19 protein-coding genes are annotated in these 19,778 nt (G+C 63.0%); 6 read left to right on the top strand and 13 right to left on the bottom strand.

The window, feature by feature from the left end; genetic code table 11:
• Positions 1-632 precede the first annotated feature (632 nt).
• Positions 633-2,141 (top strand): DHA2 family efflux MFS transporter permease subunit, encoded by a 1,509-nt coding sequence (locus D9V28_RS08795; protein ID WP_121659334.1) that lies wholly within the window; start codon positions 633-635, stop codon positions 2,139-2,141.
• A gap of 1 nt (position 2,142) precedes the next feature.
• Here D9V28_RS08795 and D9V28_RS08790 read toward each other — a convergent pair whose 3' ends face one another.
• A complete protein-coding gene (locus D9V28_RS08790; RefSeq protein WP_121659333.1) occupies positions 2,143-2,697 on the bottom strand; it encodes a dihydrofolate reductase family protein in 555 nt (184 codons plus the stop codon).
• Between the two features lie 146 nt (positions 2,698-2,843).
• Here D9V28_RS08790 and D9V28_RS08785 point away from each other — a divergent pair, with 146 nt between their 5' ends.
• Positions 2,844-3,128, top strand: a complete 285-nt coding sequence (locus tag D9V28_RS08785) for a GNAT family N-acetyltransferase (protein ID WP_121659332.1) — start codon at positions 2,844-2,846, stop codon at positions 3,126-3,128.
• Positions 3,129-3,137: 9 nt separating this feature from the next.
• Here the strand turns inward: D9V28_RS08785 and D9V28_RS08780 are convergent, their stop codons facing one another.
• The 5 genes from D9V28_RS08780 to D9V28_RS08760 form a co-directional block, all read right to left on the bottom strand.
• A complete protein-coding gene (locus D9V28_RS08780; RefSeq protein ID WP_121659331.1) occupies positions 3,138-6,614 on the bottom strand; it encodes a TM0106 family RecB-like putative nuclease in 3,477 nt (1,158 codons plus the stop codon).
• 297 nt (positions 6,615-6,911) lie between these two features.
• Positions 6,912-7,406: a WapI family immunity protein gene (locus D9V28_RS08775; protein ID WP_121659330.1), complete on the bottom strand. Its 495-nt coding sequence runs from the start codon at positions 7,404-7,406 to the stop codon at positions 6,912-6,914.
• A 126-nt stretch (positions 7,407-7,532) separates the two neighbouring features.
• Positions 7,533-8,126: a hypothetical protein gene (locus D9V28_RS08770; protein ID WP_121659329.1), complete on the bottom strand. Its 594-nt coding sequence runs from the start codon at positions 8,124-8,126 to the stop codon at positions 7,533-7,535.
• Positions 8,127-8,364: 238 nt separating this feature from the next.
• Positions 8,365-8,694 carry a hypothetical protein gene (locus D9V28_RS08765; protein ID WP_121659328.1) on the bottom strand — a complete coding sequence of 110 codons (330 nt, stop codon included), beginning with the start codon at positions 8,692-8,694 and terminating at the stop codon, positions 8,365-8,367.
• Positions 8,695-8,784: 90 nt separating this feature from the next.
• Positions 8,785-9,309 carry a P-loop nucleotide/nucleoside kinase family protein gene (locus D9V28_RS08760; protein ID WP_121659327.1) on the bottom strand — a complete coding sequence of 175 codons (525 nt, stop codon included), beginning with the start codon at positions 9,307-9,309 and terminating at the stop codon, positions 8,785-8,787.
• 259 nt (positions 9,310-9,568) lie between these two features.
• On the opposite strand from D9V28_RS08760, the gene D9V28_RS08755 reads away from it, so the two are divergent.
• Positions 9,569-10,042 (top strand): hypothetical protein, encoded by a 474-nt coding sequence (locus tag D9V28_RS08755; protein WP_121659326.1) that lies wholly within the window; start codon positions 9,569-9,571, stop codon positions 10,040-10,042.
• A gap of 113 nt (positions 10,043-10,155) precedes the next feature.
• Here the strand turns inward: D9V28_RS08755 and D9V28_RS08750 are convergent, their stop codons facing one another.
• The 7 genes from D9V28_RS08750 to D9V28_RS08720 form a co-directional block, all read right to left on the bottom strand.
• On the bottom strand, positions 10,156-10,683 hold the full coding sequence (locus D9V28_RS08750) for a GrpB family protein (protein ID WP_121659325.1): 528 nt from the start codon (positions 10,681-10,683) through the stop codon (positions 10,156-10,158).
• Positions 10,684-10,722: 39 nt separating this feature from the next.
• A complete protein-coding gene (locus D9V28_RS08745) occupies positions 10,723-11,073 on the bottom strand; it encodes a GNAT family N-acetyltransferase (RefSeq protein ID WP_121659324.1) in 351 nt (116 codons plus the stop codon).
• A gap of 691 nt (positions 11,074-11,764) precedes the next feature.
• Positions 11,765-11,986: a sigma factor gene (locus D9V28_RS08740; protein ID WP_229727983.1), complete on the bottom strand. Its 222-nt coding sequence runs from the start codon at positions 11,984-11,986 to the stop codon at positions 11,765-11,767.
• A gap of 53 nt (positions 11,987-12,039) precedes the next feature.
• Entirely contained in the window at positions 12,040-12,306 is a 267-nt protein-coding gene (locus D9V28_RS08735) for a YciI family protein (protein WP_268234420.1), read from the bottom strand.
• Between the two features lie 78 nt (positions 12,307-12,384).
• Positions 12,385-12,984 carry a dihydrofolate reductase family protein gene (locus D9V28_RS08730; RefSeq protein ID WP_121659323.1) on the bottom strand — a complete coding sequence of 200 codons (600 nt, stop codon included), beginning with the start codon at positions 12,982-12,984 and terminating at the stop codon, positions 12,385-12,387.
• Positions 12,985-13,656: 672 nt separating this feature from the next.
• Positions 13,657-13,965 carry a GNAT family N-acetyltransferase gene (locus D9V28_RS08725; RefSeq protein WP_308472491.1) on the bottom strand — a complete coding sequence of 103 codons (309 nt, stop codon included), beginning with the start codon at positions 13,963-13,965 and terminating at the stop codon, positions 13,657-13,659.
• Positions 13,966-14,114: 149 nt separating this feature from the next.
• Positions 14,115-15,062, bottom strand: a complete 948-nt coding sequence (locus D9V28_RS08720) for a Ppx/GppA phosphatase family protein (protein ID WP_121659322.1) — start codon at positions 15,060-15,062, stop codon at positions 14,115-14,117.
• 99 nt (positions 15,063-15,161) lie between these two features.
• Between D9V28_RS08720 and D9V28_RS08715 the strand changes: the two genes are divergently transcribed.
• The 3 genes from D9V28_RS08715 (at position 15,162) to D9V28_RS08710 (ending at position 19,765) form a co-directional block, all read left to right on the top strand.
• The gene (locus D9V28_RS08715; protein ID WP_121659321.1) at positions 15,162-15,773 is read left to right on the top strand and encodes a class I SAM-dependent methyltransferase; all 612 of its coding nucleotides are present in this window, start codon (positions 15,162-15,164) and stop codon (positions 15,771-15,773) included.
• Between the two features lie 61 nt (positions 15,774-15,834).
• Positions 15,835-15,993, top strand: a complete 159-nt coding sequence (locus D9V28_RS16100; RefSeq protein WP_183086478.1) for a hypothetical protein — start codon at positions 15,835-15,837, stop codon at positions 15,991-15,993.
• Between the two features lie 262 nt (positions 15,994-16,255).
• A complete protein-coding gene (locus D9V28_RS08710) occupies positions 16,256-19,765 on the top strand; it encodes a DEAD/DEAH box helicase (protein ID WP_121659320.1) in 3,510 nt (1,169 codons plus the stop codon).
• Positions 19,766-19,778: the final 13 nt, after the last annotated feature.

Below are 19,778 nucleotides of genomic sequence, written 5' to 3'. Positions count from 1 at the left end.
GAGCAACGCGGCGTGGGGCGTGGGGCGTGGGCGCAAACGGTCAGTCACGCTGTGCTCGGTCACAGATGGCGACGATCTTCGTGAAAATTCGACCGTTCGCGACCGAGCAAGGGTGCAACAGCCGTTTGCGACCGAGCAAGGGTGCAACAGCCGTTTGCGACCGAGCAAGGGTGCAACAGCCGTTTGCGACCGAGCAACGCGGCGTGGGGCGTGGGGCGTGGGCGCAAATGGTCAGTCACGCTGTGCTCGGTCACAGATGGCGACGATCTTCGTGAAAATTCGACCGTTTGCGACCGAGCAAGGGTGCAATAGCCGTTTGCGACTGAGCAACGCGGTGTGGGCCGGGCGACCGCCGATGGTGACTCCGCAGCGGGCAGCGTGGCCGGAACGACCGCGATGGCGGCTCCGCATCGGGTGAACGGCGCACCACGGCTCAGCAAACTTTTCCCTCACCGGGAATACGGTGGAATACCTTGTCGTTGGGGCTACGGCGGTCAGTGCCATTTCGCACTCTCCGCGAGAAGGTTCGTGAACGCCTGGCGTGGCATCCGCTCGCCTGCATCCTCCCTCTGCCCCACCGCGCCCGCGGCTGACAGCCCCTCGAGTGCGCTCGACTGAACAATTGGACTTCTGTGAACGATCGCGTCCCCCTTCTCGACGACTCCGTCGCCTCAGCCGAAACGGTCTCCCCCGACCATGTGGCTCGCAACCGCCGGGTGATCTGGCTGCTACTTGCCGCGACCTTCGTTGTGATCCTCAACGAGACGATCATGAGCGTCGCGATCAACGAGCTCATGCTCGACCTCAACATTGACGCTCGCGCCGCGCAGTGGCTGACCACGGCGTTCCTGCTCACCATGGCTGTTGTCATCCCGATCACCGGGTTCCTGTTGCAGCGTTTCCACACGCGCCCGATCTTCATCACGGCGATGAGCCTGTTCTCGATGGGCACCCTGCTCGCCGCGCTCGCCCCCAACTTCGAGGTGCTGCTCGTCGCCCGCGTCGTGCAGGCTTCTGGCACCGCGATCATGGTGCCTCTGCTGATGACCACGATCATGACGCTCATCCCTGTCGCCCAGCGCGGCCGGATGATGGGCAACATCTCCATCGTCATCTCGGTCGCACCAGCGATCGGCCCCACGATCTCCGGCATCATCCTCAACGCGCTGAGCTGGCGCTGGATGTTCTGGATCGTACTGCCGATCGCCGTTGTCATGCTGGTCATCGGCATCCGCCGGGTCGAGAACGTGTCCGAGCCTCGGCGCGTGCCCCTCGACGTGATCTCGGTCCTGCTGTCGGCGTTCGGCTTCGGCGGACTGATCTACGGGCTGAGCCAGATCGGCGGGCACGGCCCCGCCGACGCCACCGCAGCTGAACAGTCCGCAGCGGCCATGCCGATGTGGATCGCACTCGCCGTCGGCGTGCTCGGGTTCGGCAGCTTCATCATTAGGCAGCTGCTGCTGCAGCGGCACGACCGCGCACTGCTCGATCTGCGCACGTTCCGCTCATCGAACTTCAGCATCTCCATCGTCGTGATGGTGATCAGCATGGCTGCACTCTTCGGCACGATCATCCTGGTGCCTATCTTCACCCAGCAGGTGCTCGGACTCGAACCGCTTGAGACCGGCCTGCTGCTCCTGCCAGGCGGGCTCCTCATGGGTCTGCTCGCGCCGTTCGTCGGCCGTCTCTACGACAGGTTCGGCCCGCGGCCGCTGCTCATACCCGGTTCGATCGTCGTGAGCTCCGCCCTCTGGGCGCTGGCCATGGTCAGCGAGTCGACCTCGCCGTTCTACCTCCTCGGCGCGCACATCGTCCTGAGCGCCGGGCTGTCGTTCCTCTTCACTCCACTGTTCACGTCGGCCATGGGTTCGGTGAACCCGCGCTTGTACACCCACGCCTCGGCGACGGTGAGCACCGTGCAGCAGGTCGCGGGTGCCGCTGGAACCGCGCTGTTCATCACCCTGATGTCGACCACATCAGCCGCCCTGGCCAGCGACGGCGCTTCCGACGTCGCTGCGGCAGCCGGCGGAGTGCAGTCAGCGTTCTTCGTTGGCGCGATCATCTCGCTGCTGGCCGTGGTCGGAGCGATCTTCGTGAAGAAGCCCGCCGACCTGCCCGAAGGCATGCCGGTCGGGCACTAGGTCACGACGCGGAACGAACCACCCGGTACGTCGACTGGGTAAACCCGGCATCGAGTGCCCGCGTCGCGGTCAGCTCGAGTTCGACATCGGACTCGAGCTGACCGAACAGCCGGATCCCCGAACCGATTAGCACCGGCGCGACGCTGATCGTGATCTCGCTGAGCAGTCCCTCGCGCAAAAACGTTGACACGGTCTTCCCGCCGTCCGCGTACACCCTCGTGATCCCCTCACGCTCGAGCGTTTCCAGTGCATCGTCGAGCGTTCGGTGCACCGTGGCGTTCGGCCATTCGGTGCTCTCCAGCGAGGTGCTCAAAATCAGGATGCGTTTGTCGCCATACGGATACTCCTCGAAGTCCTTCACGACGTCATAGGTGCCGCGGCCCATCACCATCGCGTCGATCGACGCGAAAAAGTCGTCATAGCCGGTATCGCCGAGCGCCTCACCGCGTCCGACCAGCCAGTCGAGTGTGTCGTCTTCTCGAGCGATAAAACCGTCGACACTTGTTGCCAGAAAAGCGGATGCCACGAGGCCATTTTCGTTTCTTATTTCGTTCATGCGAAAAAGCTACTCGAGGCATCCGACATCGAGGTATCCTCCCGAGGATCAGACGCCCGGAGCCGGACGGAGGATGCAGAACTCGTTGCCCTCGGGATCGCGAAGGAGGCAGCTCACAGTCCGGTTTCCCGGTTTACGCTGGGCACATGACCTCTTCCTTCTCTCATGAGCCGGACGCCAAACGGTACGCGCTGCACATTGGGAACGAGCTTGTCTGCGTCGCCGACTACTCACCACGCCCCGGCGCCGTGTACTTCACGCACACGTACACAACCCCGTCGCGGCGGGGCAACGGTCATGCAGCAGCCCTCATCGAGTTCGCGATGAACGACATCGAGTCGAGAACCGACGACCGTGTCGTCCCCGTCTGTTCGTTTGTCGTCGACTGGTTCGCCGGCCACCCGGAGCGGAAGAATCTCCTGAACCGCTAACGCCTGTCGTTACAACTCGTGTGACTCCGCGAGCGTAATGAAGGCGCTGAGTTCGGCCACTTCCTTGGCCGTGACCGGCAGGTAGTCGGTCAGCGCCGGTGAGTAGACGAGCCAGGCGGCCCACTTCGCGCGCGAGATCGCCACGTTCAGCCGGTTCTTGAGAATGAGGAAGCCCATTCCTCGAGGAACCTCGGCCGCCGAGGACGCGGCGAGCGTCATGATCGCGATCGCTGCCTCCTGGCCCTGGAACTTGTCGACCGTGCCAACGCGCACTTCACCGAATCCGGCAGATGTGAGCGCGTCGCGAACTTCAGCGACCTGCGCGTTGTACGGCGACACCACGATGATGTCCTGCTGCCCGAGAGGCTCGGCGTTCCGGGACTCCGTGGGGTCGGTCCAGGCGCGACCGATCGCCGAACGCACAAGTTCCACAACCCGGTCCGCTTCCTCACGGGAGTAGGTGGAGTTTCCGGCATGTTCGACGCGCTCGACGTGAAGCCCGGCCTCGATGCCGTCGAGGTGACGGGTCGAGGTGACCTCATGGGCGTGGAGTTCTCCCTCGTAAGACAGTCGCGAAACCGGTGCAGTGACATCCGGGTGCATTCGTCGTGACTCGGCCAGGAAGTAACCGAGTTCAGCCGGGAGCACATCGTGTCCGTCGCTGACCCAGCCGAGAGCTGAGGTGTCAATCGGCTCGGGGTGCAGACCCTGGCTCACCTGCGGCAACTGCTGCGGGTCTCCGAGCAGGAGCAGGTTGCGAGCGGCAACACTCGCCGCGATGGTGAAGGCGAGTGAGTACTGTCCGGCTTCGTCGATGACGAGAAGGTCGAGCGAGTGTCGGGGGAACCGTGCCTTGTTGCTGAAGTCCCACGCGGTGCCGCCGAGGACGAAGCCGGTTTCTTCGTGTTCGGCCGCGAACATCAGCTGCCCGTTGGACGGCAGTTCGGTGTACGGCACCGGCGCTGCGTCCGCTCCGTTCTTCTGCACCTTGCCCACCAGCTCGGCGGGGAGCCCGGCCTTGACGACGGCGGACAGCAGGTTCTCGACCACCGCGTGGGACTGCGCCACAACGCCGATCTTCCAGCCGTGTTTCTGCACCAGCGCTGTGATGACGTGGGCACCCAGATAGGTCTTGCCCGTGCCTGGTGGGCCCTGGACGGCGAGGTAGGAGGCGTCGAGGTCGAGGATTGACTCCGTCACGGCGTCGATCCGGTCGCCCGAGACCGGCGCGAGCGATCCGCTACGGGTGCGGGGCGGCGTGCGGCGGAGGATGTCGACGACGGGGTCGATTGGCCAGGCCGGCTGGGCGTCGATGATGGCCTGCGCCCACTCTTCGATCGCCGGCTTCTGCTGCCCGGCTGGCGGCGGAGCTGCCGGGGTCAAAGCGATGGGCACAGCGTCGTACGGCTCGACGCCCGTCGGAGTGGTTTCCTCGACGAGAGCGCCGCGGTCGTCGACCTCGAGCACACGCACAGTTTTGGGAACCCGAGCGCCAGGGTCACCGATCTTCGCGTCGAACGGCCGCCCCTCGTACTCATAAACGAGATGCGGACCGGCCTGCTCACCCGGTTTCATGCTGCTCCCCGGTCCCCACGAGCCGGTCAGCCGCAGCCAGCGCCGTTCGTTCTTCTGCTTCCCCTCACGGAACCACGGCTTTTCAACGGTCACTCCGCCCGGAACAACAACCAGAACGTCGCGGGTGTCTGCCCAGTCGCCGATGTCTTGCACCAGTCGGGCGAAGTGGCCCCACCAGAAGCTCTTCTGTTCACGCTGGTGGTAGTCGAGCGCGGCAGCCGCGAACGCCGCAGCGGTCTCGTCCGCGCTGCGTCCGGCAGCGAGCCGATCCCCGGCGAGGGCGAGCAGGGCATAGCGGAGGGGTGACGGCTCGACGTCGGGAACCGAGTCCTTCGCCTCGTGCAGCGTTCCGGGCAAAACCCCGTTCTCGCGGCCCCGTTCGAGCAGCCAGTCCCGCAACCGCAGCGTCGAGACGCAGTCGTACTTGTTGTACTCGCCGATCTCGTCGAGCTTGTGCTGCCCCTCATTCACCGACCCGTGAGCGAGCAACTCCATCGCGTCGGCGTACTCGGTGATCGAGTCTGCGGCATTGATCACGCCCTCCTGATTGCGGAGTTCGTCACCCATGTAGAGCGGTTCGAGCTTCTTGATCGAGTACGACCGTGACCCGACCCGGATGCTCTTCTTGACCATCGGGTACAGGTCGACGAGCACGTTGTCGCGAAGCAGCGCATCGACCTCCTCCTCACCGATGCCGTGCCGGGCGGCGATCGAGGACAGGTGCGTGCGCTCGTATGAGGCGTAGTGATAAATGTGCATGTGCGGGAACCGAGCACGTCGTTCGGCGACGAAGTCGAGGAACTCCCGCAGAGCCACGCGTTCCTCAGCGAAACTGTGCGCCCAGAACGATGTGAACGTTTCGTCGTTGTCGACGAGTCCGAACAGGTAGTCGAGCCCCCACGAGTGGCCGTCGCCCTCGGTGTAGAGAGGATCGCCCTCGAAGTCGAAGAAGATGTCGCCGGCGTCTGGCTCCGGCAGAGCGGCGAGCGCCTCGGGGTGAAACACCCGCACGGGCGGCGGTGTGTGGTCTTCGGGGCTCGACGGCCCGTGCAACTGCAGGTCGGCTTGCAACCGAAGCCCGGCCAGCGTCGAATCACCCATGCCGTCGATGCCGGCTCCGTCGAACGCGGCAAGCTCTTCGATGGTCGTAATGCCGGCGTTCGCCAATCGAGCGCGCTGGGTCACCCTCATGCCGGCGACCAGCAGCACATCCCGGCTGGCCTGAATCTCGAGCTCACAGGTCTCACAGCGACCGCAGATCGAATAACGCTCGTCGCCCCACGCCACAACGTCGGTGTCTGCGATGCGCTCGGCGATGATGTGCGCGAGCCGCTCTTTGCGTTTGCGGTAGACCGGCATGATGTCGCTGACCCTGTGCTCGCTCGTGGTTCCGTTGCCGAGCAATAGCTCGACGGCGTCGGCCGCGGCAACTCCGCGCGCCTCGAGTTGTTCAACGTACGCGGCCAGCTGCAGCAGTGCTGTCACCTTCGCCGATCGTGCCAGTTTGGTGTCTTGCACCAGGTAGCGGCCGTCCGGCCGTCGCACAATGAAGTCAGCGAATCCAACAAAGATCCCGTCGAAGAAAGTGGCCTGAAACACCACATCGGCTTCGCTCGCGAACGCCCGGTCGGTGGCGGCCACCGCGGCCTCGAGGGCGTCGGTGGTCATCTTGTCCGGACGCGAAATCTCGGCAACGCCGTCGCCGAACTCCGCCCGATACGCGTCGAGCACCCGCGCCTCGTGTTCATCCCCGAGCCGCCCGGTGCGCGCCAGCATGGCATCGGCTTTCTCATCGACCCGATCAATGCGTCCGAGCTTCGCGTCGAGTTTGCGCAGGAACGCGAACTCGCACTTCGACGCCGCCGTCAAGTCACTGGCGCTGGTGACGAGTGAGTCGTCGAGGAAGAACACAGGACCTCCGATGGTCGATTTCGTTCTCGAGGCTAGCGGCAGCGCCCGACATCGACCGCACTCGCCCGGTCTGGGACTATCGGCGCTATATGTATATGGCGGCGTTCTGTGATCGCTAGCTGGCGCATCGGCCTGGTCGCCTGCGTCGGCTCAGCGCAGGCGACCGAAGTCTTATGTCCCATGGGTTTCGAGACACCGAGGTTACGAGACACCTCGTATCGGCCGGGTCACGATAATGAGAGCCCCGCGAGCAACTACTCAAAGTCCGCAAGAGGAACTGAGAAGACGTCTAGAGTTTCAACGTCTTGGCAAGACAGCAAGTTCCTTCCGCCAGGTCGTAGCTGCCCCGAGAGCGTCTGTGAAAGGGATCTCTAATTCGACCGAAAAGGTGTACCTCGCGATCTGATCGGTTGCCGGCCCGCGATGGTTTGGGGGCAACGCCTCCAAGGAGAAGTGAACTCGAACGACGGCTGTGTCTTCCCCGTAGCTTTTGACGCTGAAGGCAAGATTCGGCTCAGTGAATGCAAGGGACGGTTCGATGCCACCGTTGCCGCGTAACCCGGTGGGAGCCTCACGCCGATTCGCAACGCGCTCAAACCACTCGGCGATCTCTATTGCTTCGTCGATAACCAAGGAGGGGTGCCGGAAGGACCACTTCTGTTCCTTGGCGGTAACTTCACCGGCGATGACAAGCCAGTTGTCATCCCAAGCATCTCCCATCGCCGATGCGAACTCGTATTCAACCGGATGAAGAACGACGCGCGGTATGCCAGAAAGGTCCTTGAGTTCCATTTCAAGATCATCGCATCGCGCCCGGCGTGTATTTCGCTTGATGTGATCCAGGTGCCTTCGGTTGTCGACACATGTATGCCCAGCATCCGTTGAACGGATGCTCTGGGCGCGAATCGACGCAGCAACTTATTCCGGACTCTCCGGGGGTGACAAGCGCCGAAAACGGTTCCTCAGAATCTGGGAGAGCCACGTTCCCAGTGAGCCCAAAGTGATGATGAAGGGCGGCGCGGGGTCAACACTGTTCATCCAGTCTTCGTCGAAGACGGGCCACGAAAGCACAGACGATCCTTCCTTGTCTGTGTCCTCTGATGCAGTGATTGTTTCGTCGGCAAGTTCGATCGTCTCTATAGGAATTGCCGTTCGTGACTCGCTCGAAAGCGCGCGGTGGTCCACCGAGTGCAGGGACTCGATGACTATCTCTTCGCCTGATACCCAGACTCGCCGCAACCGTAGCTGTGCAGGCTCGTAGTCAGCGGGTACCTCCACACACAACACGACCTCGAGCGACATGACCAGAATTCGAAACCTTCGACCTACCCGATCGGTGAAGACCGGCGCGGGCGCGAAACCTGCCCACTCACCCTCGCGCTCGAACTCGAGGTCGATGCCGAGATCAGTCAGGGACTCGTAAGTCCTACTCAGGGACTCGTTCTTCTTACTGGGATCCCCCCACGACAAATTGATCGGCGGATCAGGTGGGTCCCCGAGGACTACTGCCATGGCCGGCGCCTACCCTTCTGATCGCTGTTCTTGTACGTCTCGCAACTATAGGGATCCGAGACGTCTCACTCGCATTCCAAATGCGGTGCTCGTTTGTCTCGTATCCCATGGGTTTCGAGACAGCCAGGTTATGAGACACCGGACCCCCAGTGACGGTGGACTCGAAGTGGCGGTTCAACGCAGTTGTCTATAGCGGCACGGCGACGCTACGGCTCCCGTAAGCGGAACCCCTACTGCATCAAATCTTGCTGGAACGACTGCGCGCAAAGAGAACGACTCCGGTGATCATCAACGCGATCCCGCTCGCCGCTATGACAGTTACTGTCCAAGCGGGCTGCACGGAGATGTACCCACCTCCGGGCGCCGGGAACTGGCACGTGATACCAAGTGGGACAAGGGACGGTTCGCCACTGATCTCGCCTTCAAGCAGAGCCTCTGGCGGGTGCGAAGCGACGATCTGGCAGAAGAAGTCCGGGTTTCGGAGCCCCGTCCAGTAGTTGAAGAGCAACATGGCCGGGAAGGTGAGCAGGCCCGCCACGAACGCGACAATGGCTGTTGATTTCTGCATGGTTTCCCCCTGTACCCAATAACGTCACACTAACGAATCGTGGCGATTTCCAAGTAACCCTCAACGAGGAGCCCGACGGGAAGGGTTGCTCTACGAACGTTCGACTGATTTCGCGACCAGCGACGCGACTTGTGAGGGCGTGAGCTGTGTCGTGTCTATGACTTCGGCAGCGTTGTGAAGCCACGCGTTGGACGCCTCGTCGTACATGGCGAGATGGTTAAGGCGAAAGTTCGAAGGCTCCATCACTTCGTCCGCCATGATGCGCCGACGAAGTGTGTCTTGGTCGGCGTGAAGCACGAAATGGTGCAAACGAATGTTGTGTGCGGCTATGCCTTCGCTGATCTCTCGCCAGTACGCTTCGACGAGCACGGTCATCGGCATGATCAATGTTCCGCCGGTGTACTGAAGAATTCGCCGAGCAGTTTCGACTACGAGTTGGCGCCACGGCGGCCAGTTCTGGAAGTTGTCCGTCTCCGGTAGCCCGGGATGGACGCCCATGAGGGTCTCGCCGACGCTCTCGGCGTCGAATATGCGTGAATCGGGAATCAGTTGCTGAACAAGTGCAGCGGTAGTTGTTTTCCCCGCGCCATGAGTCCCATTCAGCCAAACGATCATTTCGCAATGGTAGCGACGTCCTCCAGGCGTCCGTCAGCCGGACCCTTTACGCGCGAACCCTCAGCGAGAACGACCAGGAATCACCGCCATATCGGCGACGATGACCCGATGTTCCATCGAATCGGATCTCATCTACTCGAGCACGCTCCTGTGCTCCTTTGAACTGCAAATGGGCTGGACAGAAGTGATTTTCTAGGAGTACGTTCACCTCAACCGCCTGCGGTGGCGGGAGCGTCGGTCATGTCGCAAGGAGATAGCAATGTCTACTGGTTCGCCCTCAGATCGCGCGATGGTCGATGTTGTGAGATCGGCAGTTCTCGGATTCCTCGCTGGGTTGGTTTGGTTCGTTGTCCTGTCGTACAGCGAAGGGGCGCGGGTGGACTCGCTGACGGCTGGAGATACGCTGCGTGTCATCCCCGTGATTCTGATTTCCATAGCGGTGAGCGCGGTCGCCATTTGGGCTATCTCGCGGCTCCGGACAGCGTTCGGAATCGGCACAGCCGTTGGACTGATCGTATTGGCGCTCATCGGACTGATCGTTGGTGACCTAGCCATGGCATTCGCGAACCCAATCCTGTTACCGTTCCCAAGTTTATTCAGCCGAGGCGCAAGCGCTATCTCCGTATGGATCGCGGTAGTCGCGTCACTAATCTTCGCTTCCCCGACCAAACGCCGAAACCCCGATGTTCAGCGTGCGGAAGAACAACCTCGATTGAGCCACCAGTACCCATAAACCGGACCTCTACCGACACAGAGTTGCGGCCAAACCTCCGAACTTTGCGAGCACCGGCAACGCGTCACTTGGGAACCCTGACCGAGCGAGACGCCTTTCGCCTTCTCCTCGAGCTATTTGTCCCAAGCAACGGTTGGCTGAAGCCCGCGTGCTTCCCGCTCCTCGTTTAACAGATCCTGAATCAGTCCGCGCTTCGCCAACGTGTACGCCTTTCCGGCGACGAGCGTCGCGCCGAGGTAAATCTTCAGCGCGGCATATCGCTCCCGGGCCGTCGCATCGTGCATCAGTTTGTCGCGAAAGACGCGCTGATTGCAGAGTTCCCACTCGCCCATGGAGAAGACGTGAAGAATTTCGGTCCGTCCTGAGTCGGTTCCGCGAACGAAGATCGCGTGGTTCTTCGGTCCCGTTCGATGCTCTTGATACCCGAGTGATTCGATCGCTGGGCCTAGCGAGAATGGGTCGATATTCGACGCTGTACAGGCGGCGATGTCGATGACGGGCTTTGCCGGGAGTCCGGGTATCGCCGTGCTGCCGATGTGTTCGATGGCGATGATCTGCGTGCCAAGAGCGGCTCGAAGCCTTTGAGCTTGCTCGGCAAAGCGAATCGGCCAATCCGAACTATACGGCACGACGGTGACCATGGCAGCGACTCTATCCCTAGACCATCTCAAGCCGAACCTTCAGTGGGACAAGTCGCGAGACCAAGCCACTTCGCGATCCAATTGACCGGTCTCGGTGAAGAGCATCACCTGGCGAGTGGTACGCAGTGCCGCCGCCAATTCGTAGCGGTCCGCGGGTTCGAAGCCGAGCTTCTGCCAAAACGGCCCAGACCGTCGGCTGAGAATCAGTGCGTGCAGTCCGTCGTCGCTCAGCTCATATCCGGTGCTGGCAATGATGGTTCCGTTGGCGTCGCGCTTTATCCACAGTCGGGTCGAGGCTGAATCGAGTCCGCTCAGAGTGAGATCGACATCCCGGAGAAAGTGTGTCACCTCGTCAATATCGACAGGAGAAACCGGCGCGAGTGGCTGCATCTGACGAGTCTATTGAGCGCTCTCAACCAGCTCACGGAGGGAACCTCACAATTGGACCGCCGACAGCAACTCAAATCCTTTGGAGCTCCTTGTGTCTGTCAAGGCAATAACTACTGCAGCGTCAGCAGTCCTGATCGATAGTCTGGCGACATGCCTCCTATGAAGACTCACGGCGCTACGCGCTCACCTGTGGTGGCAGCTTGGGTCGTCCTTCTGGGCTTGCTCGCACTTTGGGTGGCGCAGCCGGTCCTGCCAAGTTGGGCCTGCGCGGCCAGCCTGGCAGGACCGTGCCCCCCGCACTTATTGCCGGTTCGCGCATCGCTGATTAGCGCAAGCATCCTTATCGCGCTGCTCGCGACTGTCATAGTCGGGTTGCTGCTTCGGCCCAGAGCAAACCGGTGGCTGAGCGGTATGTCTCGAAGTATCGTCTTCGCCGTGCCGGTAGTCCTAGTCTTGACAGTCGTCGCACACTTCCTGATACCGCAGCCCTGAATAGAGCCTGCTTCGCTCGCATTGCCGGGCCGACCTCGAAACGCCGCGCCCGCACGCAGGACGCTCAACGGACTCTTCCCGGCGTTCACTGCCCGCAATGAAGTTGCCGGGCGGCCAAGTCCCGCAAGCCCCGCCCGTTGAGGATTGCCGCTCAGGCGCCCCTTACGTGGCAGCATGGCCCGACCGATGTCTCATATCCCTAGGGTTTTGAGACAGGCAGGTTACGAGACACCGGACCCTCGCGACTGCTCTCGCGCCGGATCCCGTCAATCGCCTTGCGGCTCGCTGTCGTGGTGAGCCAGGCGCCAGGGTTGGGCGGTATGCCGTCCACCGGCCAACGCTCCGTGGCGATCGCGAAGGCTTCCGCGGCCGCGTCCTCGGCAGTGTCGAGATTCCCGAACCGCCTGGCGGTTGTCGCCACGACCCGTGCCCACTCGTCTCGGTGGGCGCGGGTCAAGGCGTCCTGCGCGTCGATCAGGTATCCGACAGGAGGGGCCGCACTTCGAGCCGACGGTTGCAGGCTTTCGAGCCCTCGCACATCAGCTTGAGGGCGACGTCCAGGTCAGGCGCGTCGATGATCCAGAATCCGGCGGCCCACTCCGTGGCTTCGACGAACGGTCCGTCGGTGAAGACCGGCTCGTCGCCGCGCCCGTCGATCACGGTCGAGACCGTCGGGTCGGCGAGGCCGGCGGCGAACACCCAGTGGCCGCCGGTGACCAGCTTCTCGTTGAAGGCGTCGATCGCGACAGCCTCTTAGACGGTGCCCGATTCGCTGCGGTAGTCGATGACATTGACCAGGTATTGCATGGCTTGGTCCTCTCAGGCGTAGTTGGGGCGGCCGGTGAGCCGGTAGGTGTGAGCGAGGACACCGGTCGGGAACGCCCGCGTCTCGACCAGTTCGAGACCGAAGTCTTTGCCTTGCTGCGGGAACAGCCGAAGGCCGTCTCCCACGATGACCGGGCACACGATGAGGTTGATCTCGTCGACGAGTTCGTTCTCGAGCAGCCAGCGCGCCAGCACGCCGCTGCCCACGACCACCAGCTCGCCGCCCGGCTGTGCCTTCAGTTCCCTGATGCCCGCGGCGATATCCCCCGAGATCACCGTCGTGTTCTTCCACGCCGGGTCGGTCAGGGTGTTGGACACGACGTACTTCGGCCGAGGATTCATCGCGCCCGAAAACGGGTTCGAGTCGTCGGCCTGACCACCCCAGTAGCTCGCGAACAGTCCGTACGTCTTGCGGCCGAGCAGGAACGCGTCCGCGCGCTGCCACGTCGAAGCGATGTACGCGGCCGACTCCTTGTCGCCGGTCGGGATGGCCCAGCCGCCGCGAGCAAAACCGGGGTCGAGCTCGTCATTGTTGCCGCCATTTGCCTGCATGACGCCGTCGACGCTGACCTGGATCGAGATCGTGAGATTCATGGTATTGCTCCCTTGTTCCGAGTCACCTCTGGAGGCGGCTTTACTACTTCAACGAAACGCGATCACCCGATTCGACAATTGTTCCTCAAGACCGTCACAGTGTTTACACCTGCAGCCTTTGCCAGGGGAGTCGAGAACCCGATGCAAGAGCTCAGCATCGGATGGGAGTGGGCGACGACACCCGAGCTATCTCTATGTTCAGGTCTCGCAAGACGTTCGGCTACCCCGACGAAGAGATATCAACGAGATGCCGGCGATCGAGGGTCAGTCGATCGCTGCGGTTTCACCGGGGTCAGAGTGCCCGCGCCCGCCGGTCCCAATCGGCCCTCTTGGCCTCTTCCTCTTCCTCTTCCTCTTCCTCTTGCCAGAAATGGCCGTCATGATGACGAACGTACAAAAGGAAACCAAGGAACGCTGCACCCAGGATCAAACCCCGCGAGAGATAGGTAATTCCCCAGCTCCCAAACAGTTCCCACGACCAGATTCCCGACTATCATCACCAACTGCAGTTTCGCGTCAGCCGCGACGAGTGGAGTACGAGCAGGTTGGAGCGCTGAAGGATGGGTCATTGGACGCGAGCCATCATTTGTGATGGCTCGGTCAGCTCGGTGAAGCCGTATTGGGCGTAAAGCCCGTGAGCATCGCCCGTTGACAACAGAATCCGTTTTAGGTCTAAGGTTCCAGGTCCGCCATTACACCAGCGGCCAGCATTTTGCCGATGCCTTGACCGCGGGCTTCGGTTGCGACGAACACGTCGCAGAGCCAAGCGAACGTAACGCCGTCAGTCACGACGCGACCGTAAGCCACCTGCTCTCCAGACCCGATGTCGTACACCCCGTAATTCCGAGAGGCGTCGATAGCTGCATCCTGCTTCTCACGAGCCCTACCTTGCGCCCAATAGGACTGCTCGCTGAGCCACTGGTGCACCCGGGCACGATCAACTCTGTCCGTTTCGGCGGAGAAGATATAACGCTCAGTCATGACAACACCCAAAAGGAATGGGGTGTTGCATCTCGAAACAACGCATGCCAACTTCCGTCTCCTGTCGGATTAGGACGCGTCCGCCGCTCGATAGCGCCACATAGCGATCACAGAACGCCGCCACGAAGCGCTAACAGTCACGCGCCCGGTTATCCCAACGCGAGCGCCACCCCGTCGAGAATGTCATGCTCGCTCGTAATCACCTCGGTCACTTGGCGTCCGGTGCCCGCCGTCCGATCCCGCACGAATCGCAGCAGCTCCGCCCAGATCACCGCGCCGGCTGCGATCACGTCGACCCGCCCCTCGTGCATAAACGGCAGCGCCGCGCGCTGATCCCGCGGCATCCTCGCCAGGTCGTCACACGCGGCGAGCACCAGCTCGAGCGGCAGCCGCGCCCCACTAATCAAAGCGGGGTCGTAGCTCGGCAACCGCAGCGCGTGCGCCGTGATCGTAGTCACTGTTCCGGCAACACCGAGAACAGCGGATGCCGCCGACACGTCGACGACTCGTCCCGCCTCCTCGAGGGCGGAGCGGACATCGTGAGCAAGGGCGTCCCGCTCGAGCGTCGACAGAGGGTCAGCTGTGACGTGCCGCTCGGTGAGGCGGACGCAGCCAACGTCCATGGAGAACGCGGAGACCGGGCTCGTTCCGCCGAGCACCAGCTCGGTCGAACCGCCGCCGAGGTCAATAACGAGCCTCAGCTCCCTCTCTGTTGCGCTCGGGTCGAGCACACTGAGCGCGCCGCGGAACGACAGCTCGGCCTCCTCGCGCCCCTCGAGCACCTCGGGTTCGACACCGAGCATCTCGCGAACCGGACCGAGAAAGTCGCCGCGATTCGTGGCATCCCGCGTCGCACTTGTCGCCACGAATCGCAGCCGCTCAACTCCGTGTTCCGTGCAGAGGTCGGCGTAACGACGGGTCACCGCCAGGGTGCGGGCCAGCGCATCGGGTGCGAACCGGCCGGTGCGGTCGACGCCCTGCCCAAGCCGGACCACTTCGAGGGTGCGCACAACGTCCGTCAGCCGCCCCTCGGTCACATCGGCGATGAGCAGGCGGATCGAGTTCGTTCCACAGTCGATGGCGGCGACTCGGGTCATGGGCAGCTCCAGGGTTGGCGGAAGTACGAGGGTATCGCGGGCCCGTGCGAGAACCGTCGTGGCTGGAAAGGTCGGCGGTTAGGCTTAGCTGGATCTCCCATGACCGCCGCACACGCCCAGAACGCCCTCGATGACCAGACTCGACGCCTGGTCGGCGCGCTGCGTGGGCGCGTGCTCGAGATCGGGGCCGGGTATGGCGAAAACTTCGACCTGCTTCCGGCCGACATCGACTACGTGGGGCTTGAACCGAACCCGAAGCGCATCGACGAGCTCGCGTACGAGGCCGATCGCAACGGGCACCCGGCTCCTCCGCTCGCCGCGAAAGCCGAGAACATTCCGCTTGCGGATGCCAGTGTCGACGCCGTTCTCGGAACCCTCGTTCTCTGTTCGGTCACCGACATCAACCGCGTGATGGCCGAGCTCGCGCGCGTGCTGAAGCCCGGCGGGCAGTTCGTCTTCGTCGAACACGTCGGCGCACTGCGCGGAACCTGGCGCCGGGCCGCCCAGCGGATCGCGGCCCCGTTCATGAAAGTGACCGCTGGCGGCTGCGACCCCGTGCGCGACACCGAGTCGCACATCCGCGCCTCTGCGCTCACGATCGCCGAGATCGAGCACTACACCCTGCCTGGGGCGCTCGGGGTGTCCGTGCCGTTCATCGCCGGTGTCGCCATCAAATCGGCGCCGAGCGGCGAGGACCCTGTCGACCTTTAGCAGCCGGGCTGGCGTTTGTCTTGCCCTTTCTTCTGCAGTGCTCGGCCGTTAGCGTGAACTCATGACTGATAACGAGCACGCCAAGCCCAAGGACCGCTCCGCACACAGCGAGGGCGAACCAACGCAGCCCGCCGAGGACCTGCCAGACGGTTCAGGCTCGGACAACCCGAACAAGGACGACACCGACCGCGACACAGTTTCGGGCGGCCCCGCAGACTAGGTGCCGCTTGTTCCGGTCGCGCGATTACGTCGAATAACGCACCATTCGACGTAAATGCGCGACCGGAACGAGGAATTTACCCACCGACTAAGCGCGAGCGTCTTTCGGATGCCGCAAACTCGCGGGGAACGCGATGTTGCGGCACTGGAACGGTGAGATGAGGCGGCTGGTGGTCACCTCGGTTCCCCGCCGTCAGCGAACGGATGCTCCCTGGCACGCGCGCGGGCGGCTCGCTGTCAGTGGCGCGTGAGATCATTGGAATATGTCGTCGACCGCAACTCCCCTGGTCGATGTGACCGACATCATCCGTCTCGTCGGCAACTCCGCCTTCAACCGTGCGGCCGTGTATGCCCGCAACGGCGCCGTCCTCAAGGTCAACTGGAACTCAGACACGAGTCGCCTGACCGGCACCGTCCAGGGCACAGACTTTGAGCCGTACCTCTGCAAGGTGAACCTGACCCAGGGCACCAAGAACTACAGCCGCCCCACCTCGAGCACCTGCACCTGCCCCATCGGCGGTGCGTGCAAACACGTGGCTGCGATCCTCCTGGCAAGCAACGCCGCTCGAGTGAAGCAGCTCAACGCCGGCTCAGCGGCGAGCGCACGCACCAGTGATGAGACCTGGGCAGACGAGTCCGCCTCGGTCACCGACGCCTGGCTCGAACGCCAGATGCGACAGGCAGACGAGTGGGCGGGCATCGAACACCGACCATTACGGCCTGAGCCGAAAGCGCCGGTCGGTCCGCCGCAACCCGCGTGGAAGACCGCGGTGAGCGCGCTGACCGGCGACGCGACAGCATCCGCCCCCCTTGCCCACACGATGATGGGCCTGCAATTCGAACTGCGCGAGCAGACACCGCGCACGAAGCACCGGTGGAACGGCCCGACAGCGCGCACGGCGAAGTCGACGACTGAGCTCAGCGAATACCGGCTCGGAGTGCGACCGGTGATTCGCAACGGCAAGGGCAACTGGGTGCGCACCAATGTGGGCTGGAACACGTTCAGCTACCAGGTCAACCGGCTCGGGCTCCACCCAGACCAGCACCGCTGGTTCGGCCAGTTCTCGGCGCTGCACCGCGCCACCCGTGAGGTTTACGTCGGCGGGCAGGAGCTCGACTGGCTCTACCTCGACGACTTCCACAGCCCGCTGCTCTGGACCCTGCTTGCCGAGGGTCGGCGGCTCGGTATCGCGTTGCTCGGGTCGAAGAAGGACGCGACAGTCACGATCGGCAGCGAAGCCAGCGTCACCCTCGACGCGCGCACAGACAGCGACGACCTCCGGCTCGAGACCACTCTGGTCATCGACGGCAGCGAGCACTCCGCGACGGACGCCGGAAGCATCGGCAACCACGGCATCTACAGCTACGCGCTCGAACCCGTGCCGTCGTTCATCCTCGCACCGACGAAGTCTCCGCTGACCGACGAGCAGCGCCGCCTCATCGGCAAACCGTCGACCGTCGTCGTTCCAGCCGACGACATCGGCGAGTTCCTCACCGAGTTCTACCCGAAGCTGCGCCGCTCGATCGCGATCACCTCGTCCAACGACACTGTCGCGTTCCCTGAGGTATTGCCGCCGACACTCGTGCTCACCGCGAGCTTCGGTGCAAAGCACACCCTGAGCCTCGACTGGGGCTGGGAGTACGCCGAGGGAAGTTCGGTGAGACGGATGCCACTGGCCGCCTCGCCCGCCGACTCCAGCGTGCGCGATACGGAGGCCGAACTCGCTCTTGCTGCGACGGCCACCCGAATCCTGCGGCCGGCTCCGCTCGCTCCCGTCGCGCTGCAGGGTCTCGACGCCGCCGAATTCACCGACAAGGTGCTGCCAGAGATCGAGGCCGCCGACGGCACCCGGGTCGACGTCATCGGCGAACGTCCCGACTATCGTGAGCTCACCGAGACGCCCATGCTCAAGGTCACCACGGTGGAGACCGACCAGCGTGACTGGTTCGATCTCGGTGTTGTTGTCACGATCGACGGCAAGAACATCCCGTTCGGGCCGCTGTTCAAGGCGCTGTCGAAGGGGCAGAAGAAACTACTGCTCGTCGACAACAGCTACCTCTCGCTCGAACAGCCCGAATTCCAGCAACTGCACGACCTGATCGAGGAAGCGCGATCACTCGCCGAGTGGGACACCGGCCTCAGGATCAGCCGCTACCAGTCGAGCCTCTGGGAAGATCTCGAGGACCTCGCGGACGAGAGTGAACAGGCCGCGTCGTGGAAGGCATCCGTCACCGGGCTCCGCGAACTGACGAGTGTGGAGCAGACCCCGCTGCCGACCGGGCTGAACGCGACGCTGCGCCCGTACCAGCACGACGGGTTCAACTGGCTCGCGTTCCTCTGGAAGCACTCACTCGGCGGAGTGCTCGCCGACGACATGGGGCTCGGCAAGACCCTGCAGGCCCTCGCGCTCATCGCCCATGCCAAGGAGACCGCAGCTCCAGGCACACACCGGCCGTTCCTTGTTGTGGCCCCGACAAGTGTCGTGTCGAACTGGCACGCCGAGGCCCAGCGGTTCGCGCCAGGCCTCAAGGTCGCCACCGTCACGGCCACCCGGGCGAAACACCGCAAGAGCGTTCCGTTCGCCGACGTCGACATTGTGCTCACCTCGTACACCCTGATGCGGCTCGACTTTGAGGCGTACTCCGATCACGAGTGGGCCGGGCTCATCTTCGACGAGGCCCAGTTCGTCAAGAACCGCACCTCCCGGGTGCACCAGGCCGCCCGAGACCTCCGTGCCCCGTTCAAACTGGCGATCACCGGAACGCCGATGGAGAACAACCTCCTCGAACTCTGGAGCCTGTTCGCGATCGTCGCACCAGGCCTCTTCCCCTCCGCCAAGAAGTTCACCGATTCATACGCAAAACCGATCGAAAGTGGCTCAAACGCAGACCTCCTGCCTCGCTTGCGCCGTCGCATCCGCCCCCTGATGATGCGTCGCACGAAGGAACTCGTTGCGAGCGACCTGCCGGCGAAGCAGGAGCAGGTGCTCGCGATCGACCTCAACCCGAAACACCGCAAGCTCTACGACACCTTCCTGCAACGCGAACGGCAGAAACTGCTCGGGCTGCTCGGCGATATGGACAAGAACCGGTTCATCGTGTTCCGCTCGCTCACCCTGCTGCGCATGCTCTCGCTCGACGCGTCGCTGGTCGACGAGCAGTACGCGAACGTGCCGTCGTCAAAGCTTGACGCCCTATTCGAACAGCTCGAAGACGTCGTCGCCGAGGGCCATCGCTCGCTGATCTTCAGCCAGTTCACGTCGTTCCTGCAGAAAGCTGCAGCACGGCTCGATGCGCAGGGAATCCCCTATGCCTATCTCGACGGTTCAACCACAAAGCGAGCGGATGTCATCGCTCGCTTTAAGAACGGAGAGGCACCTGTCTTCCTGATCAGTTTGAAGGCCGGTGGTTTCGGCCTCAATCTCACCGAAGCTGACTACGTCTTCCTGCTTGACCCCTGGTGGAACCCGGCCAGTGAGGCGCAGGCCGTCGACCGCACCCACCGAATCGGGCAAACCAAGAACGTCATGGTCTACCGGATGGTCGCCAACGGCACCATCGAGGAGAAGGTCATGAAGCTCAAGGAGCAGAAGGCCAAGCTGTTCAGTTCGGTGATGGACGACGATGCTGTGTTCAGTTCGGCCCTCACCGCTGACGACATCCGTGGGCTGCTTGAAGAGCCCGAGGAACCGCCGACGGCGCTGGAGCGTGCCGCCGAGGAGTTCGCGGTCGCCGACGCTGAGCGTCGCTCCCGCTGGGTCACCGTCGACTGATCGAAGCTTCATG

This window comes from Mycetocola zhadangensis, assembly GCF_003668565.1.
GTDB lineage: Bacteria > Actinomycetota > Actinomycetes > Actinomycetales > Microbacteriaceae > Mycetocola_A > Mycetocola_A zhadangensis.
This window is presented reverse-complemented; position numbering and strand designations above follow the sequence as displayed.

What these genes read in the sequence shown, in the direction of transcription:
- D9V28_RS08715 (WP_121659321.1), top strand. Translation starts at nt 15,162, where the DNA reads ATGACCGCCGCACACGCCCAGAACGCCCTCGATGACCAGACTCGACGC.
- D9V28_RS16100 (WP_183086478.1), top strand. Translation starts at nt 15,835, where the DNA reads ATGACTGATAACGAGCACGCCAAGCCCAAGGACCGCTCCGCACACAGC.
- D9V28_RS08710 (WP_121659320.1), top strand. Translation starts at nt 16,256, where the DNA reads ATGTCGTCGACCGCAACTCCCCTGGTCGATGTGACCGACATCATCCGT.
- D9V28_RS08745 (WP_121659324.1), bottom strand. Translation starts at nt 11,073, where the DNA reads ATGCAGCCACTCGCGCCGGTTTCTCCTGTCGATATTGACGAGGTGACA.
- D9V28_RS08730 (WP_121659323.1), bottom strand. Translation starts at nt 12,984, where the DNA reads ATGAATCTCACGATCTCGATCCAGGTCAGCGTCGACGGCGTCATGCAG.
- D9V28_RS08725 (WP_308472491.1), bottom strand. Translation starts at nt 13,965, where the DNA reads ATGACTGAGCGTTATATCTTCTCCGCCGAAACGGACAGAGTTGATCGT.
- D9V28_RS08785 (WP_121659332.1), top strand. Translation starts at nt 2,844, where the DNA reads ATGACCTCTTCCTTCTCTCATGAGCCGGACGCCAAACGGTACGCGCTG.
- D9V28_RS08765 (WP_121659328.1), bottom strand. Translation starts at nt 8,694, where the DNA reads ATGCAGAAATCAACAGCCATTGTCGCGTTCGTGGCGGGCCTGCTCACC.
- D9V28_RS08790 (WP_121659333.1), bottom strand. Translation starts at nt 2,697, where the DNA reads ATGAACGAAATAAGAAACGAAAATGGCCTCGTGGCATCCGCTTTTCTG.
- D9V28_RS08775 (WP_121659330.1), bottom strand. Translation starts at nt 7,406, where the DNA reads ATGGAACTCAAGGACCTTTCTGGCATACCGCGCGTCGTTCTTCATCCG.
- D9V28_RS08720 (WP_121659322.1), bottom strand. Translation starts at nt 15,062, where the DNA reads ATGACCCGAGTCGCCGCCATCGACTGTGGAACGAACTCGATCCGCCTG.
- D9V28_RS08760 (WP_121659327.1), bottom strand. Translation starts at nt 9,309, where the DNA reads ATGATCGTTTGGCTGAATGGGACTCATGGCGCGGGGAAAACAACTACC.
- D9V28_RS08755 (WP_121659326.1), top strand. Translation starts at nt 9,569, where the DNA reads ATGTCTACTGGTTCGCCCTCAGATCGCGCGATGGTCGATGTTGTGAGA.
- D9V28_RS08770 (WP_121659329.1), bottom strand. Translation starts at nt 8,126, where the DNA reads ATGGCAGTAGTCCTCGGGGACCCACCTGATCCGCCGATCAATTTGTCG.
- D9V28_RS08750 (WP_121659325.1), bottom strand. Translation starts at nt 10,683, where the DNA reads ATGGTCACCGTCGTGCCGTATAGTTCGGATTGGCCGATTCGCTTTGCC.